We start from the raw sequence: 24,114 nt of genomic DNA, 5'->3' as shown, positions 1-24,114 counted from the left end.
TCGAGAAGCGGGGCCAAGGGAAGCACCCACGCTCGCCCCGCTTCCACCGAATCCAGGGAGTCCGCCATGAACACAGCCATGCCTTCCGACCTCGACGCCACGCTTCTGCCCGCGGTGACCGCCGTACTGCAAGACGCCGGAGCCACTCTGCGGGAGCGCCACACGACCCATGCCCGGGGCGTGAGCCTGGGCGAGGTCGTCGGCGAGATCCACGCCAATGACGACGCGGTCCTCGCCGTGATGCGTGAGCCGCTGATCAAGCTCAGGCCGGGGTCGCGGTGGGTGGAGGACGAGCTGGCGGGCGGGGCGCTGCCGGCGGGCGAGTGGTGGATCTGCGATCCGGCCGAGGGCAACATCAACCACGTCCACGGCATGTCCGACTGGGCCGTCACCGCCACCCTGGTCCGCGACAACCAACCGGTCCTCACCGTCGTCCACCTCCCGCTGACCGGCGACACCTACACCGCCACCGCCGGAGACGGCGCCCACCTCAACGGCCGCCGTCTGACCGTGTCGGCCAAGGACGACCTGGGCGCCGCACTGATCGGCACCGGGCAGGCCAGGCCCGGCGAGAGCACCGACACCTTCCGCCGGATCGGCGCCTCGGTCACCGCCATGCTCACCGCCGGCCTCGTCGTGCGGGTCTCCGTCCCGGCCACCCTGCAGCTCATCCACGTCGCCGCCGGGCGCATGGACGCCTTCTGGCAGTTCTCCGACGTCCGCTCCGGCCTGGCCGCCGGCGCCCTGCTGGTCACCGAGGCCGGAGGCACCGTCACCGACCTGGACGGCAAGCCCTGGAACGCGGGCAGCCGCGACTTCCTGGCCGCCGCCCCCGGCATCCACACCACGGCGCTGAACGTCCTGTCCGCGATCTGACCGGCCGCACCCCCACCCCCACCCCCACCCCGAACCACCCGCCTTCCCAAGGAGCCCCCTCTTGACCACCATCGGCATCCTCGGCGCCGGCCGCGTCGGCACCAACCTCGCCCACGCCCTCGCCGCAGCGGGACACCAGGTCGTCCTCGGCCGCCGCAGGAACGGAGACGAGACGAGTCGGCCGCCCGGAGAAGTAACCTCAATCCGCTACGCCGACCACGCGACCACCGCCCGCACCGCGGACGTCGTGATCAACGCGACCCCCGGCGACAGCACCCTGGAACGGCTCACCGCCCTGCGGGCCGAACTCGCGGGCAAGGTCCTCATCGACGTCTCCAACGCCACCCGCGACGCCGCCGACGGCCTGCCCGGCGACCTGTGCTACCCCGGCAGCAGCCTCGCCGAACAGCTCCAGACCGCCCTGCCCGACACCCACGTCGTCAAGACCCTCAACACCATGCTGTTCATGGTCATGACCGCCCCACGGATGCTGGCCACCCCGCCCACCGCCTACCTCTCCGGCAACGACGAACAGGCCAAGAAGACCGTCACCGGCCTCCTCGGCGACCTGGGCTGGGAACCCGCGTGGATCGAGGACCTCGGCGGCATCACCACCGCCCGCGCCACCGAGGCCATGATCCTCGTCGTCCCCCACATCCTGCGCCGCAACGGCTTCACCTCCTTCGCCGTCTCCCTCGCCCGCTGATCCTCATCCCACCGAGGCCACGCACCCCGGTCGACTGACAGCACCAGGCGTACGGGAGGCCCCCGGAGCCCGGAGCCCCTGTGCAGCCCGCACCCCTCGCCGTCAGCACCACCCCACGAGGGAGCACGTCGTACCAGCCCCCTCCGGTCTCGGAGCTGTCGTCGGCCGGACCGCAGCGAGTGGCTGTCTCGAGCCGGGGGCGGCCCGGTCGGCGAGTTCGGTGGCGAAGTCACGGTCGCCCTGGTCGAAGGGCTCGGGTCGTGGACGCGCGGCAGGGACAGTGCACCCGGGACGCAGCCGTGCGCGCTGAGGGGAACGGCCAGGCAGGCGTGGGCACCGGCGCGGGTTGGCGGCCGGGCGCAACAACCGGAGTCGACGGAGCGACCGCACGCGACCGTCGTGCGATCAGTCGCGGCGGGGATGCCGTCCGCCGGCTTCCACGGTCTGGGTAGTGTGCGCCGCTTGTGGGCCGGTCACGTCCAGCAGGAGGAGGGCATCGTGGTCGGGGGTGCCGGGTTCGGCGGTGTATACGCCGATGCGCTGGCCGGGGGTGCCTTCGACGTGCAGTGACTGCGAGGTGAGGGTGACCGGCGGCGTGGACAAGGTCATCGAGGCCGTCGGCACCCGACCGGCCCTCGACACCGCGCTCGGCGCCGTCCTGGACGGCGGCACCATCAGCCGCCTCGGCGTGCCGCAGTACGAAGTGGGACCGATCGGTCCCGGCCTGTTCATGCGGAACATCACCCTGACCGGCGGCGCCAGCCCCGCCCGCGCCTACATCGAGCACCTGCTGCCCGACGTCCTCGACGGCACCATCACCCCCGGCCGCGTCTTCGACCAGACCTTCACCCTCGACCGGACACCGGACGCCTACCGGGCGATGGCCGACCGGCAGGTCCTGAAGGCCCTCATCCGCCCCTGACCCACCGCCCCGCCGACGAGACCGAGCGCGCCGTCCCCGACGCCCTCGCCGCCGGCTACCGCCTCCTGGACACCGCCGCCGCCTACGGCGACGAAGAAGCAGCCGGCAGGTGTGCCCGCTCCGTATCGTCGAGCCGCAGCGCCCTGGCGAGCGCGTCCAGGACAGCGTCGGACACCCCGTCGAGGCTTCAGAAAAGAACGGATCTCCGCCCGGTTTCTAGCTCTCCCCCACGAAGCCCTCTCCACCTCCTGCACGACAGATCGATCACCCCGCCCGTCACCGAGACCCACGTTGCGGACTACTCCACCGGGTTCTCCAGCAGGGTGACTCGGTTGCCGTCCGGGTCCTCCAAGGCGGCGAACCGGGTACGCTCGCCACCGGTTTGCACCGGCCCCGTCGTAAGACCCCGCTCCGCCAGCTCGGACAGCGCCTTGTCCAACGCGGGCACCTCCAGGTTGAGCAGCGTCGAGCCGGCGTGTGTCGGGTCCTCGAAGACCTGGAGCCAACCGCTCGCGGTGAGATGCCAGTCGGCCAGCGACGGCATCGGCCGGAGGTCCGCCGGGCGGCCCAGCAGCCGTTCATACCAGGCCACCGCGATGTCGATGTTCCGTACCGGAGAGACCATCAGTACGCGAGTCACGTCCATGAGAATCACCTGCTTCCACAGCGCGTTCTTGGTGCTTCTTCCCTTGCAGACGACACGCGGGGCCAGAACTCATCGGTCCTCGAAGCATCGCAGCCGGCCCACCAGCACTGAGTGACCGGCGGACCGGCATCGGGACGAGCACGGGGAGGAGTGACGCCCATGACAACCCCGGTACGCAGAGGACGCCCCCGCGGTGCGGACGCCGACGGACGGGTTCTCAAGGCGGCCCACGAACTGTGGGCCGAACGCGGTTACGACCGGTTCGCCATCGACGAGGTGGCAGCCCGTGCCGCGGTGGCCAAGACCACGATCTACCGGAGCCGTCTGCTACCCGCTGCTGATCGCCCGGTGCACCGATCGGCGCCGATTGTGTCGAGGGGCCGGTCGGCCACGTACTCGCCGGATCCGGTGCCAATCGTCGCCCCGGTAGGACCTGATCCTGCCCTGCTGTTGCGTCTTCCGTGCCCGCCGCGTTGCTCGGGGCGGCAGCGCAAGCCTCCCCGGGAGCCGTCGCTTCGCCAGGCTGCGCCGGTTCCGCCCCGAGCCTGCCGGGTGGTCAGTCCAATGCGGGGCGTGTGCGGCGTGCGGTGGGTGCGGGCCGCCCGACTGCGGCGTACCAGACCAGGGCAGCGCATATGAAGGCCGTCGCCGCGGAGACCAGCGTCCTTGTGAGGGTGTCGTTCCGTGCGCCGGACACGAGGGCGACGGCCAGTGCCAGCGTCAGGGTGATGACGGGCAGCGCACGGGGGTTCCGCGTGGCGCCTGACTCGGCGGCCGGCGGCAGCAGCCAGGTGGCGAGGCCGTAACAGGCACAGGCAAGCAGTGTGGCTCCCAGCACTTCGCTGGGCCGGTGGCCGCCCATGGTCGCGCTGGCGGCGGCGATGCAGGCGAGCCACAGCACACCGACCGTGGCGACGTAGGGGCGGATGCGGGGGGAAACCACGAGGACGGCGGCCAGGGTCAGCGCGGCGGGGATGACCGTGTGCCCGCTGGGAAAACCCTGATCAAGGAGATTCTCGGGCGCGCCCACCAGGTCGGGGCGGGGCATGGCCGATTTGAACACCTCCTTGCCTCCGGTCGCGAGAATGACGACCCCGAGCGCCGCGCACCCCTGTCGCCAGCACCGCCGCACCAGGGTGAGGACCACGATGACGGCCAGACCCACCAGCACGGTGGGCTTGGCGCTCAATTCCATCGGCGGCAGGGGCGTCGAGCCGTAGGCCGATCCTGACAGGGGGTAGATCCATGCTTCTTCGCCGCCCTGTTCGCCGAGACCGAACAGGGCGTTCTCAGCTCGTTGCCCCCACGGGGTGCAGACGGCGAGCAGGTAGACCGTCAGGAACCCCAGGGCGTACAGCAGGGCCGGCATCCACGGCCGCGTCTCACGCGACGGGCCGGTGTCGTCGAGGGCCTCGGGGGCCCCGGGGGCCTGCCTTGAGGCCCCCGGACGGTGCGCGGGCAGGGACGGAGAATCGTGCTGAGTCATCTCTCTGTTTCTTCCGTTGGGAGGAGTTCGGTCACGCGCGCCCTGCGGCACGACGTGGGCCGCCGGGCTCGGCCGGCCAACCGGGGGTCCGCTCCTATTCGGCGAGCGCCTGCCCCTGTCGGCGCTGGGCGGTGATCGCCAGGGCGGGGAGGGGTGCGATCAGCAGGATGAGGACGACCAGGTCCGGAAAGGACTGCATGAACGCGTCCGGCCGGACGACGATCGCCTGCGTGCGGACGATCGCCACCGCCGCGACGGGGATCAGCCACCGGTGGTCGCCGGTGGCGGCCGTCGCCACCCATGCGGCGATCAGCGCGGCGACTTCGAGGACGAACAGACCACGCTGGAAAGCCGGGCTGACGGAGATGACATGCAGGCCCCCGGCCACGAACATGGCGAGCACGACGGGGGCCAGCCAACGGTACGAGCGGCGTCGCAGACGGCCGGGACGGCAGAGCGCCAGCACGGCGCACGCGGCGCACAGTGCCCCCGAGAGCGCCAGGTCACGGGCCGTTATCGGGGCGCCGAGACCGTAGTAGCCCAGGCCCGCCTTGCCCTCGTCGCCGAAGAGGGTGCGGCCGGGGGACGTGCCGCCGGCCCAGATCATGGCTGCCGCGGCCGGCAGCGCGATCCACGCCCTGCCCCGCAACAGAGCGATCAGGCAGCCCAGCGGGAGCAGCCCGTAGGGCAGCAGCCGTATCCGCGTGGGACCTTCGGCCCACGGGTACCAGCCGGAGAAGCGGAAGGCGATTGCGTGCTGTCCGGGATCGATGTGCAATGCCCAGTGCCACACATCCTGCAAGTACGGAACCAGTGCCAGCGCGGCGAGGACGAGGGCGGCCAGGTGGATGCCGTCCAGCCACCACGGCCGAGTGGTGTCGTCAACGGTGACACGGGCGCGGGCCTGCACCCCGGCGCGCACCAGGGCGGCAACTTCCCGCGGCGGGGGCCAGGAGCGGCCGGGATACGCCTCGGCCAGGCAGGCCAGCACTTCCTCTCCCTGCCGGGAACGGTAGGGCTCGGGATAGGCCGCAAGCAGCAGACGATTCATGCCGGGGCCGCTCCGGCATCCCGCGAGCGTCCGATGACGACGGCCGCCGCCTGCTGCATCCGCAGCGCCTCCCGGCCGAGTGCCTCGGTGCCGTCCTCGGTGAGCCGGTAGTAGCGCCTCGCCCGCCCGTCCACGATCTCCTCATGACCGGCGGCCACCAGCCCGGCCCGCTCCATCCGCTCCAGCGCGCCGTAGAGGGTGCCGACAGCGATCCGCAGCCGCCCGTCGGTGGCCTGCTCGGCAGCCTTGATGATGCCGTACCCGTGCAAGGGGCCGTCCATGAGCGAAGCCAGGATGAAGTACTGCGGTTCGGTCAAGGGCGGATTCTGTCTGGTCATGCGTCGAGCATATATCGACCTACGAAATATATCTGCCACCCCGGGCGGCCCGGCAGGCCCTCCACGCCCGCGGCAAGCGTCACCTCTCCCGGCCGACGGGTGCGACGGGCGTCTCCTCGACGCAGCCGTGCGGCGTTGGATCAGCGCCTGGCCGACACGGTCGGTGGCGACAACGTCTGCGAGACCACCGCCGGCGCTGACGAGACGAACTGATCCGACACGTCAGCAGAATCCGCCCCTTGGCGAGAGGCAAGGGCGGCCGACGTCGTTTCGCGCATGTTCGAGCAGGGCTGCCGCCGGCCCGCGGAGCTCAGCGCGCTCGGGGGAAAAGCCGCTCGACGGCGGTCACCACCGCTGCGCGGCGGGCGGCGGTGGTGGGGTCCACGGCGTGCGCGGCGGCAGCCTCGCTGAGTTCGGGTTGTGCCGCCCAAGTCATGGCGATCTGGTTGACCAGGGCGAGGACGTCGGCCGGGTCCCAGGCGGGATCGAGCTGTCCAGCCTGCTGCACCTGGCGGAGCTGGTCGACTTTGCGGGCGATCACCGCCTGGGTGGGATCGTCGGCAACGGCTGCGGTGCCCGGCAGTTCGAGGCGGCCCCAGGTGATCAGACGGTGGTGGTCCGGACGGACGACGAAGTAGTCGAACAGGCGGCCCGCGTAGCCAGGCAGGTCGTACGGGTCCATCTGAGTGGCCTCGGCGATGACGACGTACTCCCGTGCGGCCACGGCGGCATAGAGCGCTTCTTTGCCGCGGAAGTAGGCGTAGACGCGTTCTTTGCTGGTCCTGGCGAGCTTGGCGATGCGGTCCACGCGGGCGCCGGCGATGCCGTGGCGGGCGAACTCCTCCATGGCAGCGGCGAGGATGCGCTCGCGCGTGTCGCCGCCGGCGGCTGCGGCTGCGGGCGCTGCGGTCTGGCCGGAGTCACGGGACCGGGACATAGCTCCAGAATAGAGCACCGAACCATTTGGTTTGGCATCGCGGGCGATCGACCCGTACAGTCAAACCGAACGGTTCGGTTTGGCCTCTTCGAAGCAAAACCGGCGAAACACTGAGGGAGTGAACTCATGCAGCACCGCGATCTGGGCTCTCAAGGTCTGCGCGTCTCGGCGCTCGGCCTGGGGACCATGGGCATGTCCATGGCCTACGGCGCCTCGAACAACGACGAGAGCATCGCGACCATCCGCCGCGCGCACGAACTCGGGATCGACTTCTTCGATACCGCCGAGCTGTACGGCGCCGGTACCGGCAGCAACGAGGCCCTCCTCGGCGAGGCGGTCAAGGGCTTCCGCGACGAGGTGGTCCTCGCCACCAAGTTCGGCTTCGACATGACCGCCCGGCCGATCGGCTCCGCCTTCAACAGCCGCCCGGAAAACATCCGCAAGGTCGCCGAGCACAGCCTGCGCTATCTGCAGAGCGACCGCATCGACCTCTTCTACCAGCACATCTCCGACCCCGCCACTCCGGCCGAGGAGGTCGGTGAACTGATCACCGAAGGCAAGGTGAAGTACTTCGGTCTGAGCAATGTCGGCCCCCAGTACATCCGCCGTGCCCACGCCGTCACCCCGGTCTCCGCGCTCCAGTACGAGTACTCGCTGTTCGAGCGGGAGGTGGAGGAAAAGATCCTTCCCGTCCTTCGGGAACTCGGCATCGGCCTGGTGCCGTACTCCCCTCTCGGCCGCGGCTTCCTCACCGGCCAGGTCAAGCCCGCGAGCGAGTACCCCGCCGACGACATGCGCAGCTGGGACGAGCGCTGGCAGGGCGAGAACTACACGTACAACCTGCGCGCCACCGAACAGCTCAAGGATCTGGCCGACACCAGGGGCGTCACTACCGCCCAACTCGCGCTGGCCTGGCTGCTCGCCCAGGGCGAGGATGTCGCACCCATTCCCGGCACCCGCAGCGCCAAGCGCCTTGAGGAGAACGCCGGCGCCGTCGCCGTCCAGCTCTCCGCCGCCGATCTGGATCGCATCACCGAGATCCTTCCCCACGGCTCGGCAGGCAGCCGTTACCCCGCTGCGGCACTGCCCAGCTTCACCACCGACTGACCGCTCCCCCGCTCACGTATGCGAGCCCGGAGACGTCGTCCACAGACGGCACGCGGTCCGGTGGCGATGGCAGGGATGGCGCAGCTTCCTGCCGAACGCCAACCGAAGTGGAAGGGCGGTCATCTCCGCCGGTGCGGTCTGATCTGGGTGACGCCTGTGGTCGTTTCGGATTGCTGGGACAGATGTCGGCTTTCCTGGGTGATCTGCGGGGTGCCGGCGGTGGGCGCCCCGGTCTGGGAGGCGTCAGCGACGTCCCGGACGATGTCGGGGAAGTGACGCCGGAAGGTCGTGTCGCTCAGCCGGCTCTGCTGGCGGTGGTGCCGTGCCGCCGACACGACGCCGACGGCATCCTCACATACACCGAACCGCAGACCATCGTCCACCAGCGCGTCCAGGGGTTCTCCCCACCGTCGGGCATCAGCCCCAAGTCCTGGGCCGAACCTCCTGACCGGAGCGCTCAGGGTTCTCAAGGCAGCCGGGGTCCGCTGAACGGTGACCGTCGTACACCGGCGCCCCGATCGGGCCGCGCCGCGAATGACGGGCGGCCCGTGCACACGGTGGGCCGCCCCCTTGGTGAGCATCAGAGAAGCGGGACCGCTCCGGACGGCGCTGGAGCTGACGACAGGGGGAGATCAGCACATCGACCGTCTCGGTTCCGTCCTTCTTTTCGATCGCTTACGACGTATACGGCATTCACCTTTGAGAGACAATGTGGGCATTCTGATCATTAAGGATGCGTCCCATGTCCCCGAACGACACGTACCATCACGGCGATCTGCGTGCCGCCTGCCTGCGGGCCGCGCGCGAACTCCTCGAAGAGGACGGCAGCGCGGGCCTCTCGCTGCGCGCGGTCGCCCGGCGTGCCGGGGTATCGGCCACCGCCCCCTACCGCCACTACGCCGACCGCGAAGCCCTCGTCTCCGCCGTCGCCGCCGAGGGCTACCGCGAACTCGCCGGACACCTGGCCGGCGCCCATCCCGCGCCCTCGACCCCCGACGAACTCGCCGCGGTCGCCGTCGCCTACGTTCAGTTCGCGCTGAAGCACCCGGGCCTCTTCCGCGCCATGTTCGCCGAGCCCTGCGATCCGACCAGCGAGGAACGGGTCGCCGCGACCGCCGCGATTTCGGAGTACGTCCGCGGCATCGTCCGGGCCACCTTCCCCGACGTGGACTCAGACACCCTGTCCACCACCGTGTGGGCCCTGGTCCACGGCCTCGCGTTCCTGCACCTCGACGGCAAGCTCGACGCCTCCACCCCCGAGGTGGTCACCACCCAGGTCACCGCCGCCGTCCACGCCCTGTTCAACGCCTCCCCGGCGATGTCCACAACGGCGGCAGCCGCTCGGCCCGGGGTCTGAGCCGTCGCCCCCCTCGGTTCCCGGCGGCGCACTCAGCGGTAGTGGGCTGCCACGCTCCGGCCTGGTGCTGTGCCTCGGCACGAAGCGGGCCCCGGAACCCTGGGGGTTGGCCACGTCGAGCAAGATCTACACTGCCCCCGGCGGCTGGACTCTCGCTTCCGGCGATGGATCGCGGTGTGGGCATTCGGAGCACACGATCACCGTCCCCGTGGATGGCGCGCGAATTCTGACGAAGGTGGACTGATGGGGGCAATACCTTTCGATGCGGCGCTGCTGGACGGATACCGCGCCGTGCAGGAGGCCGGTTCGGGCCCGATGAGCCTGGAGCGGCTGCCAAAGGTCCGGGCCGAGGACGCCGCAGAGGTCCCCACGCTCGACGAGCTGCAGCAGGGCGGGCGGTTCGAGGTGACTTCGCACTCGGTTCCAAGGGCGTCCGGCACTTCGGAGGCCGAGCTGCTGATCTGCACGCCTGCCGCCGTTGCGGGCGCGGCCGCGTCCCGCCCGGCCATCTACTTCGTGCACGGCGGCGGCTACTTCAGCGGCGATCCGCGGCACCTGTTCTTCCTCGAACCGCTGCTGGACGAGGCCGAGCGGTTCGGGGCGTCGCTGATCTCGGCAGGGTACCGGCTCGCGCCGGAGCATCCGCATCCCGCACCGCTCGACGATGTCTACGCCGGGCTGCTGTGGACCGCCGAGCACGCGGCCGAACTCGGCCTGGACGCGGACCGGATCGTCGTCGCGGGGACGAGTGCCGGCGGTGGCCTGGCCGCCGCGCTGAGTTTGTCGGTGCGCGACAAGGGCGGTCCGCGGCTGGTCGGGCAGTTGCTGATGTGCCCGATGCTCGACGACCGCAACGACAGTGCTTCGGCCCATCAGATGGACGGTGTCGACGTCTGGGACCGTAGCTGGAACGGCTTCGGCTGGAAGGCCCTGCTCGGCTCCGCGTGCGGGGGCCCGGAAGTGTCGCCCTACGCCGCGCCCGCCCGCGCCACGGATCTGTCCGGACTGCCGCCCGCCTTCATCGACGTCGGCTCCGCGGAAACGCTGCGCGACGAGGCCGTCGCCTACGCCGACCGGATCTGGCGGGCCGGCGGCTCCGCCGAGCTGCATGTGTGGTCCGGCGGCTACCACACGTTCGACCTGGTGGTCCCGGACGCGATGATCAGCCGGGCGGCGTGGCAGGCCCGCCGTTCCTGGCTGGAGCGGGTGCTGGCGGCGGACTGACGTCCCGCTCGGGTCCCGGGCGACGACCGCGCCGGCTCGTTCCAGGGCCCACGGGTTGGCCTCGGCCTTCTCACGAAGGCCCGTTCGGCGTCGTCGGAGAGGCGGCGGCCGGCGCACCGAGGCTGCCCATGGGCGTCATGCCTCAGCGCACCTTGAGCTCGATCTGAGCGGTCAGATACCGGCAGCCCAGGAAGCCGGGGGCATTCGCCTGCGACTCCAGCTGGTCAAAGACGTACGGAATCCGCTCGCGAGGTGCCCTGCCGTCGTCCGTCCCGGGCAGGAGCCCGGCCACGAAGGCGGCGGCGCCCTCCTCCAGGCTTGCCGCCGGCCGCTACCTGGACAAGAGCCACTGGATCTCGCTGAGGCCGGCGGGGCATCAGGAAGCAGCTGATCAACGATGCGGTCGAGCACTCCTACGACCTGGTCATCGACGGTCTGCCGCAGAGCAAGCGCCCGCCGCGAGCCCCTGGCCCGGGGCGCTAAGTACTTACAGCGTGCCGGGCCCGACCCCCGCCTCTTTGACCACCGCCTTCAGGGACGTGCCGACCCCGTACTCCAGGGAGTGGCGCTGCGCCGCTTCCAGGAGGGCAGCCCGGCTGCGCTGCACTCCGCACGGGGCTTGCGGCCCTGGTCCTCGGCGCTCATCCGCTTCTCCCTGACCACTGTGCCCCTGGACAATGAAACGGAGGCTACCTCCGTATGCATCCCCATCGAGAGGAAGGCTCTGGTCCACCTCGTATGGTCGCGTACACGAACCGGCTGGCTGCGCTTGAAGCGAGCTCCTCTCATCAGGCTTCTTGGGATCGATGATCTAGGCTGGCGCGGTGACTGATAGGCAGGAGTGGGTGCAGCCGTCGGGGGTGTGGGCCACGGCGGTGGGGGTGGCCAGGGTGCGGGCGCTGGAGACCGAGCGGGAGAACGCACTGTTCCGCGACCCGCTGGCACAGGCCTTCGCCGCCGCAGGCGGCCTATGGCCGTCCTCGTCGCCGCTGCCCGATGACGAGGCCGCACGACGCCGCCGGCTGGCCGTGTCGTTCTCCATCGTCATCAGGACGAAGTTCCTCGACGACCTGTTGCAGCGGGCCTCCGCGTCCGGGGTCCGGCAGGTCGTACTGCTCGGCGCCGGCATGGACAGCCGGGCCTTCCGGATGAACTGGCCCGAAGGCACCCGGCTGTTCGAGGTCGACACCGCCGCGCCATTGGACTTCAAGGAGTCGGTGCTGCGCCAGGAGCGGGCCGTCGCACGCTGCGAGCGGACTACCGTCGCGGTGGACCTGCGTGAGGACTGGCCAGACGCACTGGCGGCCGCGGGGCACGACCCGGCCGTGCCGACCGCGTGGATCGCCGAAGGACTACTGATCTATCTGCCCGAGGACGCGGTGGAGCTACTGCTGGCCCGGATCAGCGCGCAGTCGGCGGCAGGTAGTTGGATGGGACTGACGTTGGGCTCGCGCGGCGTGGTCGAGCGCTTCAGCGCGGACGCCGAGCCGGGATCGGCGGCGTCCATGTGGGTCTCGGAGATGCCTGACGACCCGGTGGGCTGGCTGGCCGGGCACGGCTGGGACGCCGACAGCCACACCCTGCGCGAGCGCGCCGCCGCCTACGGCCGCCCGATCAGCACCCCGCCGCAGCGCGAGGAGCGACCCGGCGGACTGATCTCGGCGGTCCGCCGGTAGAGAGCTCGACGACTACGAGCCCTACTCGATCAACGTTGGCGGGAAGGCAGCACCAACGCCCGGGAAGAGTGGTGTCCCGCAAAGGTCTTGGCTCCGAGCGCGCAGCAACCTGAGGAGCTGGCGAGGTGCTTAGCCGGTGGTTCGTGAGGCGTCCAGGGACCGGGCGAAGTCGGCGAGCGTGTGGAAGTCGTTCTCCCGTAGGCCAATCCGCGGGTTGACGTGGTGCAGGAGCGCGTGACCTTGGTGGCGGGCAGTCACGTACAGCTGATCCAACTCACTCTGCTCGTCGTCCACCCATGCGAAAGGACGGCCGTCTGCGTAGTCCACCAGCGGTCCGGTCTTCCAGTGGACTCCGTCAGGGCGTTCCTGGAGCAGGACGTCGCCGAAGTCCACGAAGGGAAGTTCCGGAAGGCCGAGGATCGGTGCGATCCACCGGTTGGCGTCGTCCATCCACGTGGTGGCCCAGCACAGCTCGAAGCCGAGCTGGAGCAGGAGTCTTCCGTGCTCCGGATTGAGCCAGACTCGCAGGGGGCGCCGTCGGGACGAAAGGCCCCTGTCGTCCTGATGGACGTCGTTCCGGGGGACTCTGAGCGTCGTGTAGCCCTCGGGACGCCTCTCCGGCTTGGCTGCATAGGGATTGAGTGGCCCGTCCACGTCGAGGAACAGCAGCGGTCGGTTCACGGCTTCCCCCCGGATCTTGCGTACTGTGGACTGCCCCGATCAGCGTAACTGTGGGATTGCCCTGGCATTGAGCCGGTCTCAGCGGTGATCACGATGTGGGGAGTGTGATCACGGCATCGGAGCCGTCCTGGATATCCCCGTTCGCGGGGCTGAGCCCGCGCATGCAACACCCTCATGATCGCAGCCCGCCATCAGCGTCGAGGACGGAAGCGCCCGGTACGTCCGCTGGCTGAAGGGCACGCCCACCGATCTGTCCGGCTGGCTGCGCCAGGAAGCAGGACAGCCTGCCTAGATGACCGGCGGACGGCCCAGGCGCGTCATCCGTGCCACGGTCGCCCACCGCATCGGCCGCCGCGGGCCGCCCGACTCACGGACGCCCTCGGCGAACCCGCCCGCCCAGGCCCGCCATCCGTCCCACGACCGCGTCCGCACCGCCGTCAGCAGGGCCCACACCCCGAGATAGACCGGGACCAGAGGCGCGGGCAGATGCCGTTTCGCCAGCCACACCCGGTTGCGGGCCGTCATCCGGTAGTAGACCGCGTGTCGGGCCGGTGACGTCCACGGGTGCTGCAGCAGCAGCGACGGCTCGTACACCACCCGCCATCCGTCATCCAGCGCCCGCCAGGCCAGATCGGTCTCCTCATGCGCGAAGAAGAACTTCTCGGGCCAGCCACCGATCCGTTCCAGCATGCGCATCGACAGCCCGTGCCCGCCGCCCAGGAACGTCGTCACCTCCCCGGCCCGCATCGGGTCCTTCGACCGCAGCCGCGGCACGTGCCGTCGCTGCGTACGACCGCGCTCGTCAGCGATCCGGAACGACACGATCCCCAACTGCTCATCGGCTTCGTACATCGAGGCCAGGTGGACGAACACGCCGGTGTCCACGAGCAGTCCGTCGTCGTCCAGGTCGACGACGACGTCCACGTCGCCACACGCCCGCAGGTGCTCGATGGCCACATTCCTGCCGCCGGACACCCCCAGGTTCTCCTCCAGCTCCACCCCGTCCACGCCTGCGGGCAGCTCCGGCAGCGGGCTGCCGTTGCCCACCACCACGATCCGCGTGGCCGGCAACGTCTGCCGCGCCACCGACTCCAGCAGCGCCTGCAGCTCCACGGGCCGGTTGCCCATGGTCAGGACCGCGATCCCCAAGCGTGGACGACTCACAGGTGAACTCCGATCGACTTCCGATCGACGCAGCCTATCGGCCCGCCGCCCCTCCCCGCGGCACCGACAGGAGACCACCGCGTGACGACCAACCGGCCGGCCCAACCCCGGACGCCCGCCTGGCCTTCAGCGACCTGACCGCTGGCTGACCCAGTGGCCCGACCTCCGCACGCGGACCGTGAAGACAGTCCCGCCCCTTCCACCCCACCACGATCATTGGTGAGGACGTCATCATCGACCCCGACGTACCGCTCTGGGAGTTCACCACCGTCGACGTCCACACGCTCTTGGCCCCGGGCAAGAGCATCGGCTTCAACCGCACTCTCGTGGGCGACCACACCCACCTCTCCCCCGACGTCCCGCGTGACGCCCTCGATGGCGCCGGCGCCGGCGATGAAGGGCGGCGGCGACTGGTCCTGGCCAGCGAGGGTCAGCAGGGGATGGGCGAGCTTGGCGGGGGTCTCCGGGCTGCTGTCCGTGGATGCTCTTCCGGGCTTCGACCGTGGCGGTGGTGCGCTCGGCATCGTCGTCGATGGTCGGCGCGGGCCAGGTGGTGGAGGCGTCCGCGAGCAGCTCGGTGTCTCATCCGCGAGCAGGTCGACGGAGTCATCGGTGCGTGAGACGTGCTTGCCCGGCCAGGAGGACCGCTCAAGCGCCCCCGCCTCTCCTCTCGGTGCCTGGCTCCTACGTGACGCATTTGACCGACACGCGCGGGCACGTTGCGGTCTTGGACGAGCCGGGTCGGTCCGGGCTGACATCAGATGGTGACGAGCCGGTGAAGGAACCTCAGGAGGCGTGGCGCACGTCCCCTCAGTGATCAAGCCAAAGGAGTCTTCACCATGCGGATCTACATCAGCGCGGACATGGAAGGCGTCACCGGACTCGTCGACGCTGAGGATGTCCAGCCCGGTGGCCGGGACTACGAGCGTGGGCGGTTGATGATGGCCCAGGACGTCAACGCAGCCGTCCGAGGGGCCGTCGCGGCCGGCGCCACCGACATCACCGTCAACGACGCTCATGGTCCGATGCGCAACATCCTTCCGGAGTCCCTGCACCCGGCAGCTCGTCTGATCCGCGGCAAGCCCAAGCACATGGGCATGCTCGAGGGCCTGCTGCCCGAGCATGACGCCATGGTCTGCGTCGGGTACCACTCGCGGGCGGGCGCCGTCGGAGTGCTGAGCCACAGCTTCATGGGGCACGAGATCGAAGACATGTGGCTGGATGATCGGCCGGTGGGCGAGATCGGCTTGGCCCACGCCACTGCGGCGGCCATCGGCGTCCCAGTAACGGTGCTTACCGGCGACGACCGTGCCTGCGAGGAGATGACGGAATGGGATGCCTCCGTTACTACCGTGGCTGTGAAGCGTGCGCGGGATCGGTTCGCGGCGGATCTGCGCCCAACCGAGGAGGCACAGGGGGCCATTGAAGAGGCGGTCGCCACCAGCCTTTCCATACGGCGGACGCCTTCAGCGGTGACTCCCGGTCCGTCCACCCTCACGGTCCGCTGGCAGTCGGCGTCAGTCGCCTCCACGCTCCTGGGAATTCCAGGGGTCACTTCGAAGGACACGCGGACCGTCCAGGCGCAGGGGAATCTGCCTGGCCTCTACCGGTTGTTCGGGGTGTGGATGCGAGTAGCGGCTTCCCTGACCAACCAGCCGCCGTACTGCTGACCCGCCACGAAGTGACAGCCGAGCGCACGTCGGGCTTCTGCTGGTGCGATGTGGGCAGTCACAAGGGCACTGTCATCGCCTCCACCAGGCGGTGGGTCTTCCCCCGTTGTGTGCCTACCCGCGACGTTCTCGGCACGCGACGAGTCGTTTCCGAGCCCAGCTCACGCAGTTCGAGGAGCGGCTTTCGGCGCGGCCGCCAGCCACCCTCCGGCTGTGATGATCGGGCCAGGTCGGCACCGCCCGCACCACCGCGCGCGCTCCTCACTCCGGTGCCTGACGGTGTCGGGCCGGTGACCACCGTTCTGCTCACACACGCCGTGGAAGCCGCCGCCGACCCGCTCGGTGTGCGGCACGCTGACGCGCGGTTCCTCCACGCGCACGGCAGAGCCGGAGCCCGGTTCGCACGGAGCGGGCCCCGGGCCGGTCAGGCTGTCGGGGCGGCCGCCAGCAGGTCCGCGGGGACGCCACCCTTGTCCGGCGCGTAGTAGTTCTTGATCTCGGCCTCCCAGACGTCCACCCGGATCCGGTCGGCGGCGTCGGGTCCGAACGCGTTGAACAGCGCCTCGATGTTGGGCAGGTCGAAGCCGACGCCCCTCATCATTCCGATGAACACCGGGCGCGTGACGGTGCCGCTGCCGTCCACGTCACCGAAGCGCGCGAAGCCCGCCGCGAACGCGTCCACGGCGCCGCTGAAGCGTTCCGGTGACAGGACGCACTCCTGGAACTCGTCGTAGGTGATCCGACCGTCGCGGTTGGTGTCGAGTTCCTTGGCCAGCGTCTCCCAGTAACGCTGGAAGCCGGCGCGCATCGCCTTGGTGCTGGCCTCGTCGGCGTCGGGCACCGCCGCGGCCACCCGGTCGCTCATGAGCCTGAAGTCGTCGGCTTCCAGGACCCCGTTGCCGTCGGCGTCGAACAGGGTGAAGACCAGTTTCACGCGTGTGACTGCTTCGGTGCGCATGTGTATGTGCCCTTCTTGAGTCCGGGAGACGGCCGTGTGTGCCAGCCGAGCAGCAACTATGCGGGCCTGCGGGCCCGGTGTCCCGGGAAGACTGGCTGGTCAACATAAAGAGTGAAGATGGTGCCACGTCGGCATGAACGTGACGCGGAGCCGGTTGAACCGGCGCGCACGGCGCATTGGTTACGGAGGTAGCACCTCCCTCGGTCCTCGCGCGCCCTACCGGTGGTCGTGGGCGGCCGCTGATGATGAGCAGACCGCAAAAGACGCAAGCGCGTTCGCACACTCCGGCCTGCTTCCCGGGCGCTGAGGGGTGTGCGGGAAGGAGTACACGTTGTTACTTCTGATCTCCCCGGACAGCGTCGAGGAAGCCCTCGAGTGTGCGAAGGCGGCGCAGCATCTCGACATCGTCGATGTCAAGAGACCCGAGGAAGGCTCGCTCGGCGCCAACTTCCCGTGGGTCATCAAGGACATCCGGGGAGTGGTCCCCGCCGACAAGCCGGTGTCCGCCACCGTCGGCGACGTGCCGTACAAGCCAGGCACCGTGGCGCAGGCGGCCCTCGGCGCAGTGGTCTCGGGAGCCACGTACATCAAGGTCGGGTTGTACGGGTGCACGACGCCCGCGCAAGGTGCCGAGGTCATGCGAGGGGTCGTCAGGGCGGTGAAGGACCACCGGCCGGACGCCTTCGTCGTCGCCTCGGGCTACGCCGACGCCCACCGCATCGGCTGCGTCAACCCGCTCGCGCTCCCCGACATCGCCCAGCGGTCGGGCGCCGACGCGGCCATGCTCGACACCGCGATCAAGGACGGAACACGGCTGTTCGACCATGTACCGGTGGAGGTGTGCGCGGAGTTCGTGCGACGGGCCCATGAAGCCGGACTCCTCGCCGCTCTCGCGGGCAGCGTGAAGGTCGGCGACCTCGGTGCGCTGACCCGTATCGGCACGGACATCGTGGGTGTGCGGGGAGCGGTCTGCGAGGGCGGTGACCGCAACGCCGGCAGGATCCAGCCGCAGTTGGTCGCCGCCTTCCGCGCGGAGATGGACCGGCATGCCCGGGAACATGCGGCGGCCGTCGTCGCCGCGGGCTGACCGCTGACATGCCGATGAAGTTCGACGCGGCGGTCCTTCGTTCCTCAGAAGGCCGGTTCTCGGTCGAGGAAGTGCTGCTGCACGCAGGACCCGACGCCGACGAAATACTGGTGCGGATCGCGGGCTGCGGGATGTGCCGGACCGATCTCGCCGTCCGGCGACCGGACAGCCGCTCACCGCTGCCGGCGGTGCTCGGCCACGAGGGTGCCGGGACCGTGGTGGAGACGGGCGGGCCGCACACCGGACTGGCCACCGGCGACCACGTCGTCCTGAGCTTCGACTCCTGCGGCCGCTGCCCGAACTGCCGGGGCGCCGCTCCCGCCTACTGCGACTCGTTCGCCGAGCTCAACCTGTTCGGCGGGCGCAAGGAGAACGCCGCCAGGTTCACCGACGCGGCGGGGGAAAGCCTGGCCCCGCGCTGGTTCGGCCAGTCCTCGTTCGCCGAGTACGCGCTGGTGCCGGCCCGCAACGCCGTACGGGTCGACCCGTCCCTTCCCATCGAACTGCTCGGACCACTGGGCTGCGGGTTCCTCACCGGCGCCGGGGCGGTCCTCAACTCCTTCGGCGCGGGGCCGCACGAGACCGTGGCCGTCTTCGGCGCGGGTGCGGTGGGTCTGGCCGCGATCATGGCCGCCACGGCGGCCGGAGCGGTGACCGTGGCGGTCGACCAGTACCCCGAACGGCTCGCCCTGGCGGAGCGCTACGGCGCGATACCCCTGCCTGTCACGACATCCGACCTGTCCGCCCGCATCCGCCGACTGACCGACGGCGGCGCGCACTACGCCCTGGACACCACGGCAGTCCCCTCGCTGATCAACGACGCGCTGCGGTCCCTGCGCCCGACCGGCCACCTCGGCCTGATCGCGCGGCTGCACACCACCTTGCCGATCGAGCCGGGAGCGCTGGACCGCGGCAGGCGCATCTCACACATCTGCGAGGGGGACGCCGTGCCGGGCCTGCTGATCCCGCGGCTGATCGGCCTGTGGCAGGCAGGCCGGTTCCCGTTCAGCGAGCTGATACGTACGTACCCGCTCACCGACATCGACGAGGCCGAACGCGACTGCGAAGCGGGCCGCGTCATCAAACCCGTCGTGGTCCCGCGGGAGCGGAGCCGATGAGCACATCCGTCAACGGAGGAAGCGTGGTCGGAACAACGGAGCACGACACCGGCGTCGCGAGCGGGGTGGGAAGGACCGCGCTCCTGGTCGCCGCCGCACGAGCCATCGAAACGTATCGCGACGACAGTCTCGCCCAGGATGTCTTCGCGGAACACTTCGTGCTCGCCGCACCGGCCTCCCACGGCTGGCCGACCCGCCTGCGCCAGGTGGCGGACGGGGACGCGAACCCGCTGTGGGGACGCTTCGCCCGCTACTTCGGCCTGCGGACGAGGGTCCTCGACGACTTCCTCCTCCAGTCGGCACACACGACTGGCGCCCGCCAAGTCGTTCTGCTCGGCGCGGGGTTGGACACCCGCGCCTTCCGGCTCGACTGGCCCGCCGGCACGGTCTTCTTCGAGGTCGACAGGGAGGAGGTGCTGGCCTTCAAACACAAGGTGCTGGACGGCCTCTCGGCCACCCCGAAGGCGGCGCGCGTCCCGGTCCCGGTGGATCTCCGCGCCGACTGGGTCACGGCGCTCGCCGCCTCCGGATTCGACCCGGTCGCACCGAGCGTCTGGCTCGCCGAAGGGCTGCTGTTCTACCTCCCCGCCGTCGCCGAGTCAGCCCTCATCGCACAGGTGGACCGGTTGAGCGCGCACAGCAGCGCCCTGGCCTACGAGGTCAAGCTCGAACCTGACCTGATGACCTACCGCGACAGCCCCCTCTACGTCGCGACGACCCAGCAGATCGGCATCGACCTGCTCGGCCTGTTCGCGAAGGAACCGCGCCCCGACTCCGCCGGCGTGCTGGCGAGCAACGGCTGGTCCACATCGATCCATACTCCCTTCGAATTCACCCACCGTCACGGACGCGGCCCACTCCCCGAGGGGAACGACGCCTTGGCGGGCAACCGGTGGGTGTTCGCGAACAGGCCCTGAGTCCTTGGAGGCCCGGACCCGATCCGCCGAACGGGCGCGCCACCCAGCCCGCGTCCTACCGCGGCTCGTCCCCATGGTGCTTCGAGCCCCGCGAATCGACGCAGCGGACAGCGAGCGGCAGTTGCAGAGGTCGCGGAGACGGTGATGCAGTCGCTCACCCGGAGTGCCAGGTCGTTGTCCGTCGCTGCCCGGCCCAGCCCGGTCCCGGAAGCGTGCACTTCTCGGTCCCCGTGATGGGTAGGATCACGCCGCACGCCAAGCGGACGGTTTGAGCCACGCGGCGCACGGCACAGACGAAACATCGGGGGCGCACGGGATGAGTACGTACGGCAATGGTCAGTGGGGTCCGGCGGGCGGACCCGGATACGGCCCCGGTGGGCAGCCAGGCCCGGGTCCCGGCCCTCAGCCATACCCCGGAGGCGGACCCCACCCGTACACCGGCGGTCCCGGCGTGGGGCCCTACCCACCGCAGCCCGCCCCCGTGCCGCCGCAGGGGTTTCCGGGACATCCGCAGGGCTGGGGCCCGTACCCGCCGCAACCGTACGGCGGTGGCCCGCGACCGCCGTTCCCCCGACCGCCCCGGCCTCCGCTGACGCGCGGGCAGCGGATTTTCAGGTGCGTCTACAACCCGTTCTACGCCGCCCAGCGCGCCTTCCGCCCCTCGCGCCCGGACGCCGTCGAGGACCTGACGGTGCGCAAGATCCAGATGTGGCGGACCGGGCTCGGCGCCGCCGCCTGGCTCGTGCTGGTCATGTCGTACAAGCCGGTCGACACCGCCAAGGGCGCCAACGCCGCCGCGAGCGACAAGTTCGACCAGAGCTGGACCAGCACGCTGTTCCTCGTGTGCGCCTTCCCGTTCGTGATCGCCCTGTTCGCGTTCGCCGCGCAGGGTACGCTGCGCCGGCTCTACCTGCGGCGGTCCCTGAAGCCCTTCGGAGCGGTGGCGGCTCTGATGGGGTCCATGGCGACGTTCCCCTCGCCGTCGCCCCCGACCCGGCGACCAGTGGCTTCCGTGACGCCATCGGGGTGCCCGGCATGGTCGTCCTCGTCGCCCTCTGCACGTGGTCGCTGGGATTCGTCCTGTACGGGATTGCGCTCTGCCTCAACCACGTCTTCCGCACCGCCGACATCCACGAGGTGCTGCCACCGGTTCTCGCCACCGTGCTGGCGTGGGTGATGGCCGCCCTCGACATGATCAACGACGCGAACGCCGAGGTTCCCGCCCTTGCCCGGATCGTGTTTCTGCTCGGAGCCCCGGTGTCGGTGACGGTGTTGTCGTGCTGGGAGCTGTACCGGCTGCGGAAGTACCACAACCTGTCCGTGCGACAGGCCCTCGGCCGCTAGGTGGACGAAGCGAGGGATTGGCGAGGAGTTGGCGACGCCCCGGCGTCGTCGAATGGCTGACGGCTGGTTGGCCCTCCGCTGCGGGGCCGGTGCTAGCTGCTGATCTCCGGAAGTCCAGCTGTTACGCGGGGCATGGACCGCCGCGGCAAGCTGGGATCGTTGCTCCATCTGCCCAGCGACCGGACCGGACTGCCGCTGTCCCGTAGGTGGCTCGTTCCTTTCGCGGCTCCGCGGTCGGTTCAGGTCAGAACCATCCATCGTCGGCCGTCGATGAGTTCCCGTGCGGCGTCGAGATGTCCGGCGTGGCATGCGGTTTCGGTGATGACGTGCAGCAGTACGTCCCGAACGGTGTGCAGGTGCGGTTCTCCGAAGAGGTGGTGGGGCCACCAGGCCAGCGGAGCGTCCGCGTCCGCAGTGGAGACAGCGGTGTTTGCGAGGCCCGCCTCCGTGCGGTATCGGTCGAGTACCTCGGTGTGCGGTACGTCGGGGGCAACCTGCCAGGCGTCGTCGATGTCGTCGAGGGCTTCGATGACAGCGGGATCACCGGTGATGACGGCACGGAACCAGAACCGCTCGACGTCGAGCGCGAGGTGCTGGACGAGCCCCAGGCAGTTCCATCGGGACGGCAGCACGGGCCGTCGCAGTGTCTCCGGGTCCAGCCCTTCGAGTATGCCGAGGACATGGCGACGCTGTCCCTCCAGAACGGACAGGAGGGCCTGGACCTCACTGTTCGTTGTCGGGAACACGTTTGCGGTCACTGTGCGATCTCCCAGATGTGGCCGCCCGGATCCTTGAAGCTGGCCGTTCGTATTCCCCAAGGCCTGTCCATCGGACCGTTCAGGAGCGTCACGCCGCGGCTGGTCAGCTCCTTGCACATCGCGTCCACGTCGTCCACCGGGAGGGTGAGCTGAACGCGGGAGCCGGCGTCGGGAGCGGCGAGGGGCGCAGGGTCGATCAGTTGGTGTGCCGCGGTGGATTGCAACAGGTTGATGATGGTGTTGGCGAAGCTGAACACCGCCGAGTTGTCGTTCTCGTAGGTCACCGGCAGGCGGAACACGTCACGGTAGAACCGCTTCGTGGCCTCCAGGTCCTCTACGAACAGGGTGATGGCACTGATCTTTCCGGGCCACGCGGCTTCGCTTGTCGTTTGGGTCACGGCTACAAAGGATCTACTAGTGGCTGCCCCCTGCCTAGGTGGCAGCGGGTATCTCCGCGTGAGCAGACCCAGGTCATCAAACGGGCGAGGGCGTGCTCGACGCGGGTGCGGACCTGAAGCACCGGTATGCCCTCGACTACTCGCCCACGTCGCGGTTCTTGGCCTGCTGCGTCCATGCGGGCAGGCGGGCAGGCGGGCAGGCGGGCCACCACGGTCATCTTCCGGCCCTGGTCGTGCCAGGGAATCCCTTCACGCAGCGGTGCCTGCACGAACCGCCTGATCAAGTCCAGGTGTTCCAGGTTGCAGGCCCATACCCCCCGTGTCGGGTCTCGGTCTGCAGCCTGCTTGAGCGAGGGGGAGACAGCACGTGGCATCGACTGCGTTTCGTATCGGCGGGGATCTGGAAGTACGGCGGCTGGGGTTCGGGGTTGATCACTCGCCGCCTGACGGTGCGGGCTGGAAGGCGATGGCGACGAGGTCGTCGCCCAGGGTGGACGCCCACCGGGCGACGTCCTCCTCGATGAAGGTGACGAGACGGGTGGGGGAAACCGGCCCCGCACTGCTCGAACAGTGGTCCTGGAGGCGTTCGCGCAGCGGGTAGAACGTGCCGGCGCTGTCACGCGCCTCGGTGACCCCGTCGGAGTAGGCGATCAGGATGTCACCGGGGTCCAGGGTCTGCGTCACGGTGCGCGGAGGCGCGGTCAGCAGGTCGCTCATGCCCAGCGGCAGGCTGTGGTCGCTCTCCACGACGGACGCCGTGCCGTGCCGGACCGTGAGCAGGGGCTGATGCCCCCGGTCCAGGACCCGTACGGCACGCGCGTCGGCGGTGAACTCGAGCAGGACGGCCGTGACGAAGACCTCGTCCACCGGCCCCGCGGCCTCACCGGGTGTGTAGGCCGGCCGTCCGTCCCCCATCGGCTCCGACGGAGGGCTGTCGCGGTCCAACTGCAGGGCCACGTCGATCCGCTCGGCCACCTGGCTCAGCGACGGGTGGAGCAACGCCGCCTCCTGGAACGAGGAGATCACTGTCGCCACCGTCTGCGTCGCGCTGATGCCCTTGCCCTTGACGTCCCCGACGATCACCCGGATGCCGAACGGCGTCGGACGGACACTGTAGAGGTCCCCGCCGATGAGCGCCTCGTCGTCCGCCGCCCGGTAGAAGCCGGCCAGGCGCAACGGGCCGATCCGGTCAGGCAGCGGACGCAGGAGGGCCAGTTGCACGGCCTCGGCGACCGCCTGTACGCGGCGGAAGCGGCTCTCGGCCCGTCGGCGCACCACACACAGCGAAGCGGACAGCACCGTGACGGTGGCCAGAACGGTCAGGGCCACGATGGTCATCGGACCGATGTAGTCCTCGAGCCACTCGGTGACCACCAGCAGCACACATCCTGCGGCGCCGACGGCGAGCACACCCAACGGCGGGTACGTGAAGAGGGCCAGCACCACCGAGGCCGACAGCAGCGAGCCGAAGAAGTAGCGCGACGGTGTCACCTGGTCGAGCACCATGGTCACCACGACGAGTGCGGGCGGGACATAGCGGAGCCACTGGGGCGGCCAGGGATGCTGCTCGTCCCACTGTCTGTGCTCCGCGGCAGCCCGCCCCGCACCCACACTGTCACCCCGCTTCTCACGAGCTCCCGGTCCCAAGGTCTCGGTGAGCATCATGCACGAGTGAGCACGCTCCGGACGGCAC

Annotated in this window: 25 protein-coding genes and 4 pseudogenes; 14 read left to right on the top strand and 15 right to left on the bottom strand. The window is 69.9% G+C overall.

Annotation, left to right across the window (positions count from 1 at the left end):
• Positions 1-66 precede the first annotated feature (66 nt).
• Both BZZ08_RS04375 and BZZ08_RS04370 read left to right on the top strand, forming a co-directional pair.
• Entirely contained in the window at positions 67-876 is an 810-nt protein-coding gene (locus BZZ08_RS04375) for an inositol monophosphatase family protein (protein WP_104630780.1), read from the top strand.
• A gap of 61 nt (positions 877-937) precedes the next feature.
• Positions 938-1,582 (top strand): NADPH-dependent F420 reductase, encoded by a 645-nt coding sequence (locus BZZ08_RS04370; RefSeq protein ID WP_104630779.1) that lies wholly within the window; start codon positions 938-940, stop codon positions 1,580-1,582.
• Between the two features lie 405 nt (positions 1,583-1,987).
• Here BZZ08_RS04370 and BZZ08_RS39390 read toward each other — a convergent pair.
• Positions 1,988-2,170: pseudogene (locus BZZ08_RS39390) on the bottom strand (transcriptional regulator); the annotation flags it as partial.
• On the opposite strand from BZZ08_RS39390, the pseudogene BZZ08_RS04355 reads away from it, so the two are divergent.
• Positions 2,166-2,504, top strand: a pseudogene (locus tag BZZ08_RS04355) (IMP dehydrogenase); the annotation flags it as partial. The pseudogenes BZZ08_RS39390 and BZZ08_RS04355 overlap by 5 nt on opposite strands.
• Positions 2,505-2,512: 8 nt before the next feature.
• Positions 2,513-2,621, top strand: a pseudogene (locus BZZ08_RS39385) (aldo/keto reductase); the annotation flags it as partial.
• A gap of 181 nt (positions 2,622-2,802) precedes the next feature.
• On the opposite strand, the gene BZZ08_RS04345 reads toward BZZ08_RS39385, so the two are convergent.
• Positions 2,803-3,150 (bottom strand): VOC family protein, encoded by a 348-nt coding sequence (locus BZZ08_RS04345; protein ID WP_104630778.1) that lies wholly within the window; start codon positions 3,148-3,150, stop codon positions 2,803-2,805.
• A gap of 159 nt (positions 3,151-3,309) precedes the next feature.
• Between BZZ08_RS04345 and BZZ08_RS40055 the strand changes: the two genes are divergently transcribed.
• Positions 3,310-3,789 carry a helix-turn-helix domain-containing protein gene (locus BZZ08_RS40055; protein ID WP_104630777.1) on the top strand — a complete coding sequence of 160 codons (480 nt, stop codon included), beginning with the start codon at positions 3,310-3,312 and terminating at the stop codon, positions 3,787-3,789.
• Here the strand turns inward: BZZ08_RS40055 and BZZ08_RS04335 are convergent.
• From BZZ08_RS04335 to BZZ08_RS04320, 4 genes are all read right to left on the bottom strand, one after another.
• Positions 3,707-4,636, bottom strand: coding sequence for a phosphatase PAP2 family protein (locus BZZ08_RS04335; protein ID WP_104630776.1), 930 nt, complete (start codon positions 4,634-4,636; stop codon positions 3,707-3,709). The two genes, BZZ08_RS40055 and BZZ08_RS04335, sit on opposite strands and share 83 nt — an antisense overlap.
• Before the next feature lie 94 nt (positions 4,637-4,730).
• Positions 4,731-5,687, bottom strand: coding sequence for a hypothetical protein (locus tag BZZ08_RS04330; RefSeq protein WP_104630775.1), 957 nt, complete (start codon positions 5,685-5,687; stop codon positions 4,731-4,733).
• Complete coding sequence (locus tag BZZ08_RS04325; RefSeq protein ID WP_104630774.1) at positions 5,684-6,025, bottom strand: PadR family transcriptional regulator; 342 nt, start codon at positions 6,023-6,025, stop codon at positions 5,684-5,686. Before BZZ08_RS04325 ends, BZZ08_RS04330 begins: the two co-directional genes overlap by 4 nt.
• A gap of 310 nt (positions 6,026-6,335) precedes the next feature.
• A complete protein-coding gene (locus BZZ08_RS04320) occupies positions 6,336-6,962 on the bottom strand; it encodes a TetR family transcriptional regulator (protein WP_104630773.1) in 627 nt (208 codons plus the stop codon).
• Between the two features lie 126 nt (positions 6,963-7,088).
• Between BZZ08_RS04320 and BZZ08_RS04315 the strand changes: the two genes are divergently transcribed.
• The gene (locus tag BZZ08_RS04315; RefSeq protein ID WP_104630772.1) at positions 7,089-8,069 is read left to right on the top strand and encodes an aldo/keto reductase; all 981 of its coding nucleotides are present in this window, start codon (positions 7,089-7,091) and stop codon (positions 8,067-8,069) included.
• Between the two features lie 119 nt (positions 8,070-8,188).
• Here BZZ08_RS04315 and BZZ08_RS38755 read toward each other — a convergent pair whose 3' ends face one another.
• Positions 8,189-8,452 carry a hypothetical protein gene (locus tag BZZ08_RS38755; protein ID WP_157953315.1) on the bottom strand — a complete coding sequence of 88 codons (264 nt, stop codon included), beginning with the start codon at positions 8,450-8,452 and terminating at the stop codon, positions 8,189-8,191.
• A 359-nt stretch (positions 8,453-8,811) separates the two neighbouring features.
• Between BZZ08_RS38755 and BZZ08_RS04305 the strand changes: the two genes are divergently transcribed.
• Complete coding sequence (locus tag BZZ08_RS04305; RefSeq protein ID WP_104630771.1) at positions 8,812-9,426, top strand: TetR/AcrR family transcriptional regulator; 615 nt, start codon at positions 8,812-8,814, stop codon at positions 9,424-9,426.
• A 243-nt stretch (positions 9,427-9,669) separates the two neighbouring features.
• Complete coding sequence (locus BZZ08_RS04300) at positions 9,670-10,650, top strand: alpha/beta hydrolase (RefSeq protein WP_198601278.1); 981 nt, start codon at positions 9,670-9,672, stop codon at positions 10,648-10,650.
• 151 nt (positions 10,651-10,801) lie between these two features.
• On the opposite strand, the pseudogene BZZ08_RS39380 reads toward BZZ08_RS04300, so the two are convergent.
• Positions 10,802-10,975 (bottom strand): annotated as a pseudogene (locus tag BZZ08_RS39380) (TetR/AcrR family transcriptional regulator); the annotation flags it as partial.
• A gap of 499 nt (positions 10,976-11,474) precedes the next feature.
• Here BZZ08_RS39380 and BZZ08_RS04280 point away from each other — a divergent pair.
• Complete coding sequence (locus tag BZZ08_RS04280; protein ID WP_104630770.1) at positions 11,475-12,326, top strand: class I SAM-dependent methyltransferase; 852 nt, start codon at positions 11,475-11,477, stop codon at positions 12,324-12,326.
• Positions 12,327-12,455: 129 nt separating this feature from the next.
• On the opposite strand, the gene BZZ08_RS04275 is transcribed toward BZZ08_RS04280, so the two are convergent.
• Together BZZ08_RS04275 and BZZ08_RS04270 are read right to left on the bottom strand one after the other, a co-directional pair.
• Complete coding sequence (locus BZZ08_RS04275) at positions 12,456-13,007, bottom strand: hypothetical protein (protein ID WP_104630769.1); 552 nt, start codon at positions 13,005-13,007, stop codon at positions 12,456-12,458.
• A gap of 288 nt (positions 13,008-13,295) precedes the next feature.
• Positions 13,296-14,171: a glycosyltransferase family 2 protein gene (locus tag BZZ08_RS04270; protein ID WP_104630768.1), complete on the bottom strand. Its 876-nt coding sequence runs from the start codon at positions 14,169-14,171 to the stop codon at positions 13,296-13,298.
• An 839-nt stretch (positions 14,172-15,010) separates the two neighbouring features.
• Here BZZ08_RS04270 and BZZ08_RS04265 point away from each other — a divergent pair.
• Positions 15,011-15,841, top strand: coding sequence for a M55 family metallopeptidase (locus BZZ08_RS04265; protein WP_104630767.1), 831 nt, complete (start codon positions 15,011-15,013; stop codon positions 15,839-15,841).
• 424 nt (positions 15,842-16,265) lie between these two features.
• On the opposite strand, the gene BZZ08_RS04255 is transcribed toward BZZ08_RS04265, so the two are convergent.
• On the bottom strand, positions 16,266-16,799 hold the full coding sequence (locus BZZ08_RS04255) for an EF-hand domain-containing protein (protein ID WP_104630765.1): 534 nt from the start codon (positions 16,797-16,799) through the stop codon (positions 16,266-16,268).
• Between the two features lie 331 nt (positions 16,800-17,130).
• Between BZZ08_RS04255 and BZZ08_RS04250 the strand changes: the two genes are divergently transcribed.
• Genes BZZ08_RS04250 through BZZ08_RS04240 form a run of 3 tightly spaced genes read left to right on the top strand, consistent with a single transcriptional unit; the run spans position 17,131 to position 19,921 of the window.
• Positions 17,131-17,886 (top strand): (5-formylfuran-3-yl)methyl phosphate synthase, encoded by a 756-nt coding sequence (locus BZZ08_RS04250; protein WP_104630764.1) that lies wholly within the window; start codon positions 17,131-17,133, stop codon positions 17,884-17,886.
• 14 nt (positions 17,887-17,900) lie between these two features.
• Entirely contained in the window at positions 17,901-19,004 is a 1,104-nt protein-coding gene (locus BZZ08_RS04245) for an NAD(P)-dependent alcohol dehydrogenase (RefSeq protein WP_104630839.1), read from the top strand.
• A complete protein-coding gene (locus BZZ08_RS04240; RefSeq protein WP_104630763.1) occupies positions 19,001-19,921 on the top strand; it encodes a class I SAM-dependent methyltransferase in 921 nt (306 codons plus the stop codon). Before BZZ08_RS04245 ends, BZZ08_RS04240 begins: the two co-directional genes overlap by 4 nt.
• Positions 19,922-20,554: 633 nt before the next feature.
• Here the strand turns inward: BZZ08_RS04240 and BZZ08_RS39375 are convergent.
• Complete coding sequence (locus BZZ08_RS39375) at positions 20,555-20,752, bottom strand: hypothetical protein (protein WP_241965370.1); 198 nt, start codon at positions 20,750-20,752, stop codon at positions 20,555-20,557.
• A gap of 204 nt (positions 20,753-20,956) precedes the next feature.
• Between BZZ08_RS39375 and BZZ08_RS39370 the strand changes: the two genes are divergently transcribed.
• On the top strand, positions 20,957-21,265 hold the full coding sequence (locus tag BZZ08_RS39370; protein ID WP_241965369.1) for a hypothetical protein: 309 nt from the start codon (positions 20,957-20,959) through the stop codon (positions 21,263-21,265).
• 239 nt (positions 21,266-21,504) lie between these two features.
• On the opposite strand, the gene BZZ08_RS04230 is transcribed toward BZZ08_RS39370, so the two are convergent.
• The 3 genes from BZZ08_RS04230 to BZZ08_RS04220 form a co-directional block, all read right to left on the bottom strand.
• On the bottom strand, positions 21,505-22,011 hold the full coding sequence (locus BZZ08_RS04230; RefSeq protein WP_198601277.1) for a DinB family protein: 507 nt from the start codon (positions 22,009-22,011) through the stop codon (positions 21,505-21,507).
• Positions 22,012-22,019: 8 nt separating this feature from the next.
• Positions 22,020-22,421, bottom strand: a complete 402-nt coding sequence (locus BZZ08_RS04225; RefSeq protein WP_198601276.1) for a VOC family protein — start codon at positions 22,419-22,421, stop codon at positions 22,020-22,022.
• A gap of 432 nt (positions 22,422-22,853) precedes the next feature.
• The gene (locus BZZ08_RS04220) at positions 22,854-24,032 is read right to left on the bottom strand and encodes a PP2C family protein-serine/threonine phosphatase (protein ID WP_104630761.1); all 1,179 of its coding nucleotides are present in this window, start codon (positions 24,030-24,032) and stop codon (positions 22,854-22,856) included.
• Between the last annotated feature and the right edge of the window lie 82 nt (positions 24,033-24,114).

The organism is Streptomyces sp. MH60, from assembly GCF_002939385.1.
GTDB lineage: Bacteria > Actinomycetota > Actinomycetes > Streptomycetales > Streptomycetaceae > Streptomyces.
Note: the sequence above shows the minus strand (reverse complement) of the source record. Positions and strands in the feature narration are given on the sequence as shown.